General features: G+C 62.2%; 12 protein-coding genes. 6 read left to right on the top strand and 6 right to left on the bottom strand.

The window, feature by feature from the left end:
* The first annotated feature begins 153 nt into the window (after positions 1-153).
* Positions 154-1,143 carry a taurine ABC transporter substrate-binding protein gene (gene tauA, locus KVQ74_RS02070; protein ID WP_404822645.1) on the top strand — a complete coding sequence of 330 codons (990 nt, stop codon included), beginning with the start codon at positions 154-156 and terminating at the stop codon, positions 1,141-1,143.
* Positions 1,144-1,203: 60 nt separating this feature from the next.
* Here tauA and argA read toward each other — a convergent pair whose 3' ends face one another.
* A complete protein-coding gene (gene argA, locus KVQ74_RS02065; RefSeq protein ID WP_007951778.1) occupies positions 1,204-2,502 on the bottom strand; it encodes an amino-acid N-acetyltransferase in 1,299 nt (432 codons plus the stop codon).
* Positions 2,503-2,699: 197 nt separating this feature from the next.
* A complete protein-coding gene (gene argE, locus KVQ74_RS02060) occupies positions 2,700-3,854 on the bottom strand; it encodes an acetylornithine deacetylase (protein WP_217829336.1) in 1,155 nt (384 codons plus the stop codon).
* Positions 3,855-4,010: 156 nt separating this feature from the next.
* Here argE and KVQ74_RS02055 point away from each other — a divergent pair, with 156 nt between their 5' ends.
* The gene (locus KVQ74_RS02055) at positions 4,011-5,378 is read left to right on the top strand and encodes a CYTH domain-containing protein (protein ID WP_217829335.1); all 1,368 of its coding nucleotides are present in this window, start codon (positions 4,011-4,013) and stop codon (positions 5,376-5,378) included.
* A 42-nt stretch (positions 5,379-5,420) separates the two neighbouring features.
* Here KVQ74_RS02055 and KVQ74_RS02050 read toward each other — a convergent pair whose 3' ends face one another.
* Positions 5,421-5,891, bottom strand: a complete 471-nt coding sequence (locus tag KVQ74_RS02050) for an Lrp/AsnC family transcriptional regulator (protein WP_217829334.1) — start codon at positions 5,889-5,891, stop codon at positions 5,421-5,423.
* A gap of 126 nt (positions 5,892-6,017) precedes the next feature.
* On the opposite strand from KVQ74_RS02050, the gene KVQ74_RS02045 reads away from it, so the two are divergent.
* Positions 6,018-6,356 carry a hypothetical protein gene (locus KVQ74_RS02045; protein ID WP_217829333.1) on the top strand — a complete coding sequence of 113 codons (339 nt, stop codon included), beginning with the start codon at positions 6,018-6,020 and terminating at the stop codon, positions 6,354-6,356.
* Between the two features lie 91 nt (positions 6,357-6,447).
* Positions 6,448-8,232, top strand: coding sequence for a GspE/PulE family protein (locus KVQ74_RS02040; RefSeq protein ID WP_217829332.1), 1,785 nt, complete (start codon positions 6,448-6,450; stop codon positions 8,230-8,232).
* Positions 8,233-8,235: 3 nt separating this feature from the next.
* Here the strand turns inward: KVQ74_RS02040 and KVQ74_RS02035 are convergent, their stop codons facing one another.
* Positions 8,236-9,198 carry a hypothetical protein gene (locus KVQ74_RS02035; protein ID WP_217829331.1) on the bottom strand — a complete coding sequence of 321 codons (963 nt, stop codon included), beginning with the start codon at positions 9,196-9,198 and terminating at the stop codon, positions 8,236-8,238.
* A 157-nt stretch (positions 9,199-9,355) separates the two neighbouring features.
* Here KVQ74_RS02035 and KVQ74_RS02030 point away from each other — a divergent pair, with 157 nt between their 5' ends.
* Entirely contained in the window at positions 9,356-9,676 is a 321-nt protein-coding gene (locus KVQ74_RS02030) for a DUF2388 domain-containing protein (protein WP_169843014.1), read from the top strand.
* A gap of 55 nt (positions 9,677-9,731) precedes the next feature.
* Here KVQ74_RS02030 and gcvP read toward each other — a convergent pair whose 3' ends face one another.
* The gene (gene gcvP / locus KVQ74_RS02025) at positions 9,732-12,605 is read right to left on the bottom strand and encodes an aminomethyl-transferring glycine dehydrogenase (RefSeq protein WP_217829330.1); all 2,874 of its coding nucleotides are present in this window, start codon (positions 12,603-12,605) and stop codon (positions 9,732-9,734) included.
* A gap of 155 nt (positions 12,606-12,760) precedes the next feature.
* On the opposite strand from gcvP, the gene KVQ74_RS02020 reads away from it, so the two are divergent.
* On the top strand, positions 12,761-13,903 hold the full coding sequence (locus KVQ74_RS02020; protein ID WP_217829329.1) for a DegT/DnrJ/EryC1/StrS family aminotransferase: 1,143 nt from the start codon (positions 12,761-12,763) through the stop codon (positions 13,901-13,903).
* Positions 13,904-13,957: 54 nt separating this feature from the next.
* Here the strand turns inward: KVQ74_RS02020 and gcvH are convergent, their stop codons facing one another.
* Entirely contained in the window at positions 13,958-14,341 is a 384-nt protein-coding gene (gcvH, locus tag KVQ74_RS02015; RefSeq protein ID WP_217829328.1) for a glycine cleavage system protein GcvH, read from the bottom strand.
* Positions 14,342-14,363 lie beyond the last annotated feature (22 nt).

Below are 14,363 nucleotides of genomic sequence, written 5' to 3'. Positions count from 1 at the left end.
ATTCAGGAATATGGCCATCTAATGGCCATCTGCACCGGAACACAGCGTATCGGCGCCTAAGCTCATTCCTAAATGGTATTTGTTAGCCTTTTTTTAGATCGATTAGCTTTGGCGTAACCCCAAAACGTCAAACCCTATCGAAAAGGCGACGCCATCATGGCCAAACGCGCACTATCTAGTCAATTTGTTACAGTTTGTGTGTCAGCACTGATTTCTTTTTCGGCCCATGCCGCCACCCTCACTGTCGGCTACCAGACCGGCATCGACCCGAGCAAAGTGCCCCAGGCCGATGGCCTCTACGAGAAGGCCATCGGCGAGAAAATCGACTGGCGTCGTTTCAACAGCGGCCCGGAAGTTGTGACAGCCATCGCCTCTGGCGACGTGCAGATCGGCAACCTCGGTTCCAGTCCCCTGGCTGCCGCCGCTTCGCGCAACCTGCCGATCGTGGCGTTCATCGTTTCCGCACAGATCAATGCCGCCGAAGCCTTGGTGGTGCGCAATGGCAGCGGCATCGACAAACCTCAGGATCTGATCGGCAAGACCATCGCCACCCCCTTCGTTTCCACCTCGCACTACAGCCTGCTCGGCGCCCTGAAGCACTGGGGCCTGGACACCTCGAAAGTCAAAGTAGTGAACCTGCAACCGGCGGAAATCGCGGCGGCATGGAAACGGGGCGACATTGATGGCGCGTTTGTCTGGTCGCCGGCGCTGGGTGAAATCCGCAAGACCGGCAAGACCCTGACCGATGCCGCGCAGGTCGGCCAATGGGGCGCGCCAACCTTCGAAGTCTGGGTGGCGCGCAAGGACTTCGCCGAGAAGCATCCCGACGTAGTAGCCAGGTTCGCCAAGGTCACCCTGGATTCGTTCGCCGATTACGCCAGCCATAAAGACAGCTGGACGGCGGACTCCGTACCGGTACAGAAAATCGCCAAATTGACCGGTGCCAATGCCGCCGACGTTCCGGAATTGCTCGCCGGTTCAGCCTTCCCGGATGCCAAGGCGCAGCAGACCACAGCGCTGCTGGACGGCGGCACGGCGAAGGCAATTGGCGAGACGGCGAAATTTCTGAAGGAACAGGGCAAGGTTGAAACGGTACTGCCGGATTACTCGCCGTATGTCAGCGCGAAGTTCATCACTGAATAAAATCCGCCTCGACGACGATCGTTCCCACGCGACGTGGGAACGATCAGCTCGTAACGTTTTTCAGAGGCTCTTTTCGAAAATCTTCGAATTACGCTGATAGTTGTACAGCGAAGCCCGAGCCGCCGGCAGGCGTTCGACGCTGCTGGGCTCGAAGCCACGCTCGCGGAACCAGTGCGCGGTACGGGTGGTGAGGACGAACAGGGTCTTCAGGCCCTGTGCCCGGGCGCGGGTTTCGATGCGCTCCAGCAACTCGTCGCCACGCCCGCCATGACGGTACTCCGGATTCACCGCCAGGCACGCCAGCTCGCCGGCGTCCGAATCGGCGATCTGATACAGCGCCGCACAGGCAATGATCATCCCCTCACGCTCGACCACGCTGAACTGCTCGATCTCACGCTCCAGCACCTCGCGGGAACGACGCACCAGAATCCCCTGCTCTTCCAGCGGACTGATCAGGTCGAGCAAGCCGCCGACATCCTCGATCGCCGCCTCACGCACCAATTCGAATTGCTCCTGGGCCACCAGCGTGCCGCCACCGTCACGGGTGAACAGCTCGGTCAGCAGCGCGCCGTCTTCGGCGTAACTGACGATATGACTGCGCGCCACGCCGCCACGGCAGGCTTCGGCGGCGGCATCGAGCAATTCCGCCTGATAGTTGCTGCCCAGACGCTGCAAATGCGCCGGCACCTGTTGCGGACGCAGTTCACGCACCAGTTTGCCGTTCTCGTCGATCAGGCCGAGGTCGGCGCCGAACAGCAGCAGTTTGTCGGCACCCAGATCGATGGCGGCGCGGGTGGCGACGTCTTCGCAAGCCAGGTTGAAGATTTCCCCGGTCGGCGAGTAACCCAACGGCGACAGCAGCACGATCGAGCGCTCGTCGAGCAAGCGGTTGATACCCTTGCGGTCGACCCGGCGCACTTCGCCGGTGTGGTGATAGTCGACACCTTCAAGCACGCCGATCGGCCGCGCAGTGACCAGGTTGCCGCTGGCGACCCGCAGACGCGAGCCCTGCATCGGCGACGACGCCATGTCCATGGACAGGCGTGCCTCGATGGCGATACGCAACTGGCCGACCGCATCGATCACACACTCAAGGGTCGCGGCATCGGTGATGCGCATGCCGTGGTGGTAATGCGGGGTCAGGCCGCGAGCGGCGAGGCGCGTTTCAATCTGCGGGCGCGAACCGTGGACCAGCACAAGGCGTACACCGAGGCTGTGCAGCAGCACGATGTCGTGGACGATGTTGCCGAAGTTCGGATGCTCCACGCCGTCGCCGGGCAGCATGACGACGAAGGTGCAATCGCGGTGGGCATTGATGTAGGGAGACGCGTGGCGAAGCCAATTGACGTATTCGGGCATGAACCTGGGCCTGTAATAAATAGCAGCCGGAAAAAGGGGCGGAACGGAAAACGCACAGCAGGCTGATGGTTATCGTCGGAACAGGCTTGGCGACACGCGCGCTCTCCTCATGAATACGGGTTGGATTGGCGGCAATTTACCGCGTTTGGTCCGGTAAGACACAACCTTTGTGGGGCGAGAACTTCAACGGGCCGATATCAGGTTTTGTCCGGAGTCAGGCAGTAATGTTCAATCAGTTGTCGCAATAGATGCACGGTAGGCTGCAAACGTGACATTTCAAGGTACTCGCCCGGTTGATGCGCACAGGCAATGTCGCCGGGACCAAGCACAATGGTTTCGCAGCCCAGGCGCTGAAGGTACGGCGCCTCGGTGCCGAACGCCACGGCTTCGGCGCTGTGACCGGTGAGTTTTTCGGCGATCCGCACCAGCTCCGCGTCTTCGGCCTGTTCGAACGGCGGCACTTCGGGGAACAGTGGCGCGTAGTCAATCTTGACCTTGTGCCGCTCGGCCACCGGATTGAGCTTTTGCAGGATTTCCGCGCGCAAGACTTTCGGGTTCATGCCCGGCAGCGGCCGCAGGTCGAACTCCAGCGAACATTGGCCGCAGATGCGGTTGGGGTTGTCGCCGCCATGGATGCAGCCGAAGTTCATCGTCGGCTGCGGCACGCTGAATTGCGGATTGTTGAATTCACGCTGCCACAACAGGCGCAGGCCACGCAGTTCGCCGATCGCATCATGCATCGCTTCGAGGGCGCTGTGGCCCAGGCGCGGGTCCGAGGAGTGGCCGCTCTGCCCGAGGATGTCGATGCGCTCCATCATGATGCCTTTGTGCATGCGGATCGGCTTGAGCCCGGTCGGCTCGCCGATCACCGCCGCGCGGCCCAGCGGCCGCCCCGCCTCGGCCAGCGCCCGGGCGCCGGACATCGAACTTTCTTCATCACAGGTGGCGAGGATCAGCAGCGGTTGCCTGAACGGCTGGTCGAGCAGCGGTATCACCGCCTCGATGATCAGGGCGAAAAAGCCCTTCATGTCACAACTGCCCAGACCCACCCAGCGACCGTCGACTTCGGTAAGCTTCAGCGGATCGGTCTGCCACAGCGCATCGTCGTAGGGCACCGTGTCGCTGTGCCCGGCCAGCACCAGCCCGCCAGGGCCGCTGCCGAAACTGGCGAGCAGGTTGAATTTGCCGGGGCTGATCTGCTGGATATCGCAGCTGAAGCCCAGATCGCCGAGCCATGCCGCGAGCAAATCGATCACCGGACGGTTGGACTGATCCAGGCTCGGCTGGGTGCAACTGACCGATGGCAAGGCGATCAGTGCAGCGAACTGGTCTTTCATGGACGGCAAAGGCATCGCTGACTCCAACTCCCGGATTGAGGTTCATCATAGAACCATCCGGCGCCGAGAATAAACCGCCGCAAGGCGTAGGAAGGTTCAGTCCTGTACACTGCACGACCTTGGCAGCCACACATTCCCCCGGCTGCGCTCCCGATCCTGGATTTTCCGGCCATGCAGAAAGAAACCGAAATCAAACTCCGCGTCAGCCGCGAAACCCTCGCCGCCCTGCGCGAGCACCCGCTCCTGAAAAAACGCAACAAAAATGGCTGGGAACGCCGTGAGTTGATGAACCAGTACTTCGACACCCCCGAGCGCGACCTGGCCCAGGCCAAAGTCGCCTTGCGCCTGCGCAAGGATGGCGACGAAGTGATTCAGACCCTCAAGACCCGCGGCCAGAGCGTCGCCGGTCTGTCCGAGCGTAACGAGTACGACTGGCACCTGGCCAAAGCCAAGCTCGACGTGAAAAAACTCGACGGCGAATGCTGGCCAGCGTCCCTCGCCGAACTGGACAAGAAAACCCTGAAGCCGATCTTCACCACCGATTTCGTCCGCGAGCGCGCGGAAATCGCCTGGGGTCGCGGCAAGGCCAAAGTGGTCATCGAGGCCGCGCTGGACCTGGGCCATGTGGTCGTCGGCAAGCAGAAAGAAGAAATCTGCGAACTGGAACTGGAATTGCGCGAAGGCGAACCTGCCGCGCTGCTGGAACTGGCCGCCGAACTCGCCGAAACCCTGGCCCTGATGCCGTGCGACATCAGCAAGGCCGAACGCGGCTATCGCCTGTACGACGCCAACAGCTACTCGCTGAGCCTGCCGGCGCCGCAACTGACCAGCGAAACCCAACTGGACGACGCCTTCGCCGCGCTGAGCTGGCATCTGCTCGGCAGCAGCCAGCGTCTGGCCGAACAGTATCGCTTCAACGGCCACTGGCGCCTGTTGCAGGACTGGGTCGAAAGCCTCGCTGAACTGCGTGCCCTGCTCAGCAGCCTCGGCCAGGCCGCGCCGCGTCAATCGACCCACGACCTGCGTGTGGCACTGGATGCCTTGCTCGAAGACTGGCGTCCACTGGTGCAGGCCGGTCTCGAAGATGAAGACGTGCGCAAGGCTGCGCCGGAGCAGTTCCTCGAAGAGCTGGAAGACCCGCGCTGGGGCCTGTTCTCGCTGAACGCCTCGCGCTGGCTGCTGGCCCGTACCTGGACCGCCGACCGCAACACCCGTGGCAATCGCCAGGGCGCCGCGCAGTTGCACAGCTGGCTGCCGCGTCTGTTGGGTGAAGAAGCCAATTCGCTGCAATTGCAGCGTTATCAGCAACAGCCGGAAGACCTGGCTGAGCAACTGCCGCGTATCGAGCGCATTCAGGTCTGGCTGCACCACGCGCGCAACGTGCTGGAGATCCCGGAAATGGATCGCCTGTACGGTGAGTTGAAGCAACTGGCACAACTGGCCAACGAATCGATCACCGACGAAGTGCTCGATGCGCGCAAGCATCAGGCGATCGCGGTTTATCAGAATCGTGCCTGGAAGATGCTGCTGCGCATGTAACAACCTGTCGCGAGGGGATTTATCCCCTCGCCACGACAGTATTCAGCGCACTACCGGCAAACTGGTGGTGGACTTGATCTCCGACAACGCGACGATCGAGTTCACTTCCTGAATCCCCGGCACCAGCGACAGCTTCTCGAAGAAGAACCGCTCATACGCCTCGATGTCCGCTGCCACGATGCGCAGCAGGAAATCCACCGCCCCCATCAGCACGTAGCACTCCAGCACTTCGGGAAAGCCGCGAATCGCCTCGGTGAATTCGGTGAAATTTGAACGGCCGTGGGCGTTGAGTTTGATTTCGGCGAAGATCTGCGTGTTCAGGCCGATTTTCTTGCGATCGAGCAAGGTTACCTGCCCGCGAATGATCCCCTCCTCCTTCATCCGCTGAATCCGCCGCCAGCATGGCGATTGCGACAACCCCACCTGCTCGGCGATCTGTGCGCTGGACAGGGAAGCGTCCTCTTGCAGCAAGGCGAGAATGCGGCGGTCGTAGCTGTCCAGCTCGCTGTGCATAAATAATCCTCAGAAATAGCTTTTATCGAATTGATCTGTTCGATCAACCGCCAAAGTCGCTCATTTTAGATAAGAAATACCCGGCATCGAATGTAAAAATTTCTCCACTGATCCTGGAGCCGCGCCATGCCCCACCTCGAAGCCGTGAACACCCCCTCGCCCCGCGCCGATGTGTGGAACGTCAGCAATGCCCATTGCCGCGCGCAATACCGGATTCTCGCCGAGGCCGAGCCGGATCTGTTGGTGCGAGTGCTGAACCTGTTCGCCTTGCAGTTCCTCACGCCCGAGCAGGTCAGCGTGCAGCGGCTGGACGATCTGCTGTCGGTCGACATGATCATCGACGGCCTGAGCTGGCACCGCGCCCAGGTGATCGGGGAAAAACTTCGTAACCTGATCAGCGTCTGCTCGGTCGATCTGCAAAACGCCGACGCGGCGTGGGTTGCATCGGCGCAAGTGGCTGGCTGACAAATCCCGAAACGGCTTCCGTCGGGTAGTGGCCCAACGGTCTGCGAGGCCACGACTATCCTTTGCGCAATGTCGCTAAAAAGGAGCCCGCATGTCCGTTCAATTCGCCACTCAGGACCGCTGGCTGGATCTCAATGATGTACTGCGTGAACTGGTCGCCCAGGGCTTTATCTGCCAGGACTCGGCGGAGCAGGCGCTGAATGCCCGTCGCCGGCATGCCGGCCACGGGCAGCTGCATCCGCTGGAGTTCATCGCCAGTCAGCAACTGGATGACCTCAGCCGGCCGGGCAAACACCTCGATCTGGAAAGCCTGACCCTGTGGCTGGCGCAACAGGCCGGGCAGCCGTACCTGCGGATCGACCCGCTGAAGATCAACGTCGCCGCCATCACCCCGCTGATGTCCTATGCCTTCGCCCAGCGCCACAGGATTCTGGCGGTGGCCGTCGACCGCGACTCGGTGACCGTTGCCAGCGCCCAGCCCTACGTCAGCGGCTGGGAGGCCGATCTGACCCACGTGCTCAAGCTGCCGATCAAACGGGTGGTGGCCAACCCGGCGGACATCCAGCGTTTCAGTGTCGAGTTCTTCCGCCTCGCCAAATCGGTCAGCGGCGCCAGCAACGCCGACCAGCAGGGCGGCAACCTCGGCAACTTCGAACAGTTGCTCAACCTCGGCGCCAGCGATCAGGAGCCGGACGCCAACGACGCGCACATCGTCAACATTGTCGACTGGCTGTTCCAGTACGCCTTCCAGCAGCGCGCCAGCGATATCCACATCGAACCCCGGCGCGAACAAGGCACGGTGCGCTTTCGCATCGACGGCGTGCTGCACAACGTCTATCAATTCCCGCCGCAAGTGACCATGGCCATCGTCAGTCGCCTGAAAAGCCTCGGCCGGATGAACGTCGCCGAGAAACGCAAACCCCAGGACGGCCGGGTCAAGACCAAGACCCCGGACGGCGGCGAGGTCGAACTGCGGCTGTCGACCCTGCCCACCGCGTTCGGCGAAAAAATGGTCATGCGGATCTTCGACCCGGAAGTGCTGCTCAAGGACTTCGATCAACTGGGCTTCTCCGCCGACGACCTGCGCCGCTGGCAGGACATGACCCGCCAACCCAACGGCATCATCCTGGTCACCGGGCCGACCGGGTCGGGCAAGACCACCACGCTCTACACCACGCTGAAAAAACTGGCGACCCCGGAAATCAACCTTTGCACCATCGAAGACCCGATCGAAATGGTCGAGCCGGCGTTCAACCAGATGCAGGTCCAGCACAACATCGACCTGACCTTCGCCGCCGGGGTACGGGCGCTGATGCGGCAGGACCCGGACATCATCATGATCGGCGAGATCCGCGACCTCGAAACCGCCGAAATGGCGATCCAGGCCGCGCTCACCGGGCACCTGGTGCTGTCGACCCTGCACACCAACGATGCGCCGAGCGCGATCAGCCGTCTGCTGGAGCTCGGCGTGCCGCATTACCTGATCAAGGCCACGGTGCTCGGCGTCATGGCCCAGCGTCTGGTACGCACGTTATGCCCGCACTGCAAGGCGCCACTGACCCTCGCCGAAGAAGACTGGCAAACCCTGACCCGTCCCTGGCAGGCCCCGCTGCCGGGCAACGCCCAACGGGCCATCGGCTGCCTGGAATGCCGCGATACCGGTTATCGCGGACGCGCCGGGGTCTACGAAATCATGCAACTGACCGACAGCCTCAAGGCATTGATCAGCCCCGACACCGAACTCACCGCGATCCGCCGCCAGGCCTTCAAGGAAGGCATGCGCAGCCTGCGCCTGTCCGGCGCGCAAAAAGTGGCGGCGGGGCTGACGACCATTGAGGAAGTGCTGCGGGTGACGCCGCAGAGCGAGCAGAAATAACCGCTACCAGTCGGACGCCTTCAGTTCGGCATCGGGCTTGATCCACAGCACGATGCCATCGGTCATCCGTTGCTGGATCGAATGCTCGACCTCAAGCGTCTCGCCGGTGCGCACGTTTCGCCCGGCGTAGTAACGATCCGAACGGAACACCAGAGTGTGCGGCGTGCTCTGACCGACCCGCATGCCCGCAGGGTATTGCCATTCGCCCAGGGTCATCGGTTGCGTCAACTGCGCCTTCCAGTTCAAGAGCTGGCGCTGGACATTCAACCTGACCTCCACATTCTTCAACGCCAAGCCATTGATGGACATCGCCTCTGCCTGCCCCCAATGACTCAAAACATAGCCGGTGTCCAACCTGTAAACCTGGCTGTCGGCGGGCCAGACAACCCCGGCAACCTGTGTACCGGCCACCAACTCACAACGGTTGAATTGCCAAAGATCCGGTTGCAGTCGAGCCGGCACCTCGAAGTTCATGGTCAAGCGGCTGCCCGCCTTGCACGACCAACCCTGCACAAGCTGATCCCCGGCAAGTTTCATCTCCACCTCGGAACCGCGAAACCGCAGAGTCGTGACGGACAGGCCCGCCACTGTATGTGGCGCAACAAATTCCGCCTCGGTGAGACTGGCGGCGGCATGAGCCGAAAGCCGGCCACGCTCGTCCAGCGGTTCGGGAGTTTCCAGATGCAACGTGGCGCCAGCGGGCAGTGCCAGCCCCTCGACTTGAAAGGCATGAGCGAGTTTCGGATGACGCCGCTGATTATCGTGATAGCTGGTAATGACCTGATACAGGGTCACACCGACAACGCTGATACAGACCAGCGAGAGCACACTTGTCTTGCGCGGATGACGCAGCAACGCGCCACGCCAGCCCGGCACGCAGAACATGATCAAAAGCATCGGCAGGCCAATGAATCCGACCAGCAGTAGTGTCCATCCGACGATGTAGACGAGAGCAATGATGGCCAAGGTTGCATCCATGCGAGAAAAAACATGCCCCATGGTGCCAAACCTGGCGCCGTGTCTCTAGCGTTGGCGTGTCCCTCAGCCTCAAGACCGGGCAGTCACGGAACTCGATTGGGGAAATGACGATCCAACGCCGTAGTTAACCCAGCGGAGTCACCCCATCATGCGTCTCAAACTTGCTGTCGCCACCCTGGCATTGTTGTCCCTGCCCGTCGGTTCGGCCATGGCCGACAGCTTTTGGCGTAACGTCATCTCGTCCGGTGCGACCACCGGTTCGACTTACCTGACCTTCAAGGATCACAAACTGATCGTCGCCGCACAGGACGATGCCGGCAGTTTCGTCGCCAGCGACGGCGGCATCCGTGGCCCGTACCTGGAGGCCGCGATGCAGAAAGTCCGCGCCGACAATCCGGGCCTGCAGGCGACGGACATGGAACTGGCGAACGCGATCCTGGCGAAGAACGCCGTGGCTTCCGAGTAAGCGTTTCCCGCCGTATAAAAAATGCCGCTCAATCGAGCGGCATTTTTTTGCTCGCCTAACGGTAATCGTCCACCGGCACACAGGCGCAAAACAGGTTGCGGTCACCGTAGACGTTGTCCACGCGATTCACCGCCGGCCAATATTTATGCGCCTTGGTGTGCGCATCCGGGGTCACGCCCTGTTCGATGCTGTAGGGCCGTTCCCACACCCCGGTGATGTCCGCCAGGGTATGCGGCGCACGCTTGAGCGGATTGTCTTCGGCCGGCCAGTTACCGTTCTGCACTTCGGTGATTTCCGCACGGATGCTCAGCATCGCGCCGATGAAGCGGTCCAGTTCCGCCTTCGATTCGCTCTCGGTCGGCTCGACCATCAAGGTGCCCGGCACCGGGAATGACATGGTTGGCGCATGGAAGCCGTAATCCATCAGGCGTTTGGCGACATCTTCCTCGCTGATCCCGGTCAGTGCCTTGAGCGGACGCAGATCGAGAATGCATTCGTGAGCCACCCGCTCGTTGCGCCCGGTGTAGAGCACGGGAAAGGCGCCGGACAGATGCTGCGCCAGGTAATTCGCCGCAAGGATCGCCACTTCGCTGGCGTCCGCCAGTTGCGGCCCCATCATGGCGATGTACATCCAGCTGATCGGTAAAATGCTCGCGCTGCCCCAGGGCGCGGCGCTGACGGCACCGTTCTGCGGTTGCGGGCCGTCGATCGGCACCACCGGATGATTGGCGACGAACGGTGCCAGATGCGCCCGCACCCCGATCGGCCCCATCCCCGGCCCGCCTCCGCCGTGGGGAATGCAGAAGGTCTTGTGCAGGTTCATGTGCGACACGTCCGCGCCGATGTCCGCCGGCCGGGCCAGGCCGACCTGAGCATTGAGGTTGGCGCCATCCATGTACACCTGACCGCCGTGCTTGTGGATAACTTCGCAGATTTCGCTGATGCCCTCCTCGTACACCCCATGGGTCGACGGATAGGTCGCCATCAGACAGGACAGCTTGTCGCCCGCGTGCGAAGCCTTGGTCTTCAGATCCTCCAGATCGACGTTGCCGGCCTCGTCGCATTCGACGATCACCACGCGCATCCCGGCCATCTGCGCCGAAGCCGGGTTGGTGCCGTGGGCCGAGGACGGAATCAGGCAGATGTCGCGCCCGCCCTGCTGACGGCTTTCGTGATATCTGCGGATCGCCAGCAACCCGGCATATTCGCCCTGAGCCCCGGAGTTGGGCTGCATGCAGATCGCATCGAAGCCGGTGATCGCGCACAGCCAGCGCTCCAGTTCCTCGATCATCAAGGTGTAACCGACAGCCTGTTCCCTCGGCACGAATGGGTGCAGGTTGGCGAAGGCCGGCCAGGTGATCGGGATCATCTCGCTGGTGGCATTGAGCTTCATGGTGCAGGAGCCGAGCGGGATCATCGACTGGTTGAGCGCCAGATCCTTGTTCTCCAGTTGCTTGAGGTAACGCAGCATCTCGGTTTCGCTGTGATGGGCGTTGAACACCGGATGGCGCAGATACGGCGTGCTCCTTTGCAGATTGGCCGGAATCCCGGAAACCAGCGCCTCGGCATCGAGTTCGTCGACGTTCAGCCCATGATCGGCTCCCAACAGCACATCGAACAGTCGCCCGACAGTGTGTTCGTCGCAGGTTTCATCAAGACTCAGGCCGAGGCGACCGCGCCCGAGAATGCGCAGGTTGATCTGCGCAGCTTTCGCGCTTTCGATGATCGCGGTTTGCGCCCCACCGACCTCCAGGGTGAGGGTGTCGAAGAACTGCCGGTTGATCCGCTGGATGCCATGCCGCTCAAGGCCCGTCGCAAGAATGCAGGTCAGCCGATGCACCCGCTGGGCGATCCGCTTCAGGCCTTCCGGCCCGTGGTAGACCGCGTAGAAACTGGCGATATTCGCCAGCAACACCTGCGCGGTGCAGATGTTCGAATTGGCCTTCTCCCGGCGGATGTGCTGCTCGCGGGTTTGCAGGGCCATGCGCAGCGCCACGTTGCCACGGGCATCTTTCGAGACACCGATGATCCGCCCCGGTATCGCCCGTTTGTATTCCTCGCGACTGGCGAAAAACGCCGCGTGCGGGCCGCCATAACCCATCGGCACGCCAAAGCGCTGGGACGACCCGAATACCACGTCCGCCCCCAACTCGCCCGGCGGGGTCAGCAACAGCAGGCTCAGCAGGTCGCTGGCAACGCAGGCCAGCGCCTGTTGCGCATGCAGGTGATCAATCAGCGGCTTGAGGTCGTGGACCTCGCCATGGGTGTCGGGATATTGCAGGAGCGCGCCGAACACCTGATGGTGCTTCAGCTTGTCCAGCGCATCGACGATCAGCTCGAAGCCAAAGCCTTCGGCGCGGGTCCGTACCACGGAAATGGTCTGCGGATGGCAGTTTTCGTCGACGAAGAACAGATTGCTTTTCGACTTCGCCACGCGCTTGGCCAGAGCCATGGCTTCTGCCGCTGCCGTGGCTTCGTCGAGCAATGAGGCGTTGGCCAGTTCGAGGCCGGTGAGGTCAATGGTCAGTTGCTGGAAGTTGAGCAGCGCTTCGAGCCGGCCCTGGGCGATTTCCGGTTGATAAGGCGTGTAGGCGGTGTACCAGCCGGGATTTTCCAGCACGTTGCGCAAAATCACGGTCGGCGTGAGGGTGCCGTGGTAGCCCATGCCGATCAGGCTGGTCCAGAGCTGGTTCTGCTCGGCATAACCGCGCAACTTCGCCAACGCAGCCTGCTCGTCGAGGGCCGGTGGCAGGTCCAGTTCGCGGTTGAGGCGAATGCCCGGCGGCACCGTCTGCTCGATCAATTCGACCCGGCTGCCCAGCCCGAGGCTGTCGAGCATCGCCTGTTGCTCGGCGGCGTCAGGGCCAAGGTGACGGCGCAGGAAGGCATGGGGATCGCGTAACTGGCTCAGGGACGGCAACTGGGACATGACGGGCTCTCTCTTGGCTGGCGCTCGGCGTCAATGCAACACGGTCAAACCAGCATAGCAGCCGATATCGGCGCGCACGGCTTGGCGCTCGACGCATTCCGGGCCATGCTGTGACGCCTGCCTCGGGCGTCCAACCAGCGGATGATCACGTTTTCATGAGCCAACAGCCCTTTCTGCCGTTTTCCAAACCCGTTATCGATGAAGCCACGATTGCTGCCGTGGGCGATGTGCTGCGCTCCGGCTGGATCACCAGTGGTCCCAAGGTCCAGGCCTTTGAAGCGCAGCTCTCGGCGTATTTCGGCGGGCGTCCGGTGCGCACGTTCAACTCCGGCACCTGCACCATGGAAATCGCCCTGCGCATCGCCGGCATCGGCCCGGGCGACGAGGTGATCACCACGCCGATTTCGTGGGTCGCCACGGCCAACGTGATTCTTGAAGTCGGCGCCACGCCGGTGTTCGCCGACATCGACCCGGTGACCCGCAACATCGACCTGGATCGCCTGGAAGCGGCGATCACTCCCCGCACCCGCGCCGTGATCCCGGTGTACCTCGCCGGGCTGCCGGTGGACATGGATCGGCTGTACGCCATCGCCCGCCGCCACAACCTGCGGATCATCGAAGATGCGGCACAGGCGCTGGGGTCGAGCTGGAACGGCCAGCGCATCGGTGCCACCGGCGACTTCGTGTCCTTCAGTTTCCAGGCCAACAAGAACGTGACCTGCTCCGAGGGCGGTTGTCTGGTGCTGAACACGCCGGAGGAAGCGCGACTGGCGGAGAAGTACCGCTTGCAGGGCGTTACCCGCAGCGGTTTCGATGGCCTGGACGTCGACGTGCTGGGCGGCAAGTTCAACATGACCGACGTCGCGGCGACCATCGGCCTGGGGCAGTTTGCCGACATCGAGCGCCTCACCGCCCATCGCCAGGAGCTGGCCCGTCACTACTTCAAGTGTTTTGGCGACGATTTCGAAGCGATTTACGGCGCACAACTGCCGCCGCCAGACTTCACCCAGAGCAACTGGCATCTGTTTCAACTGGTGCTGCCGGAGCGCGCGGACGGCTTGCCGGCACGGGCGACGTTCATGGAGCAGATGCAGGCCCGGGGCATCGGTATCGGCTATCACTACCCGCCGATTCATTTGCTCAGCCTGTACCGCGAACGCGGTTTCAAGGAAGGCATGTTGCCGGTGGCGGAACGGGTCGGGCGGCTGATTGTGTCGCTGCCGATGTTCACCACCATGAGCAAGGAAGATGTCGAGCGCTCGGTGGCGGCGGTCAAAGCGGTCTTGCGCGACGCCTGACAGCGCCCACAAAAAAGCCCCGACGGATCGGGGCTTTGCGGTCTGACGCGCAGCTTACTCGCCGATTTCAGCCTTGTAGCCGGCCGCGTCGAGCAGCTTGTCCAGCTCGGCCTTGTCGCTTGGCTTGAGTTTGAAGATCCACGACTCATACGGTTCGGAGTTCAGCAACTCAGGCTCGGCGCTCAGGTCCTCGTTGACCGCGATCACTTCGCCGCTGATCGGCGAGTAGATATCGGAAGCGGCCTTGACCGACTCGACCACGCCAGCCTGGTCGCCAGCGCCAAAAACGTTGCCCACTTCAGTCAGCTCGACGAACACCACGTCACCCAGCGCTTCCTGCGCGTGGTCGCTGATGCCCACGGTGACGGTGCCGTCGGCTTCCAGACGTGCCCATTCATGACTTGTGGCATAACGCAGTTCGGCTGGGATATCGCTCATGTTCGGTGTCCTCGAGAAATTG

Origin of the sequence: Pseudomonas botevensis, from assembly GCF_019145475.1 — a bacterium.
GTDB lineage: Bacteria > Pseudomonadota > Gammaproteobacteria > Pseudomonadales > Pseudomonadaceae > Aquipseudomonas > Aquipseudomonas botevensis.
This window is presented reverse-complemented; position numbering and strand designations above follow the sequence as displayed.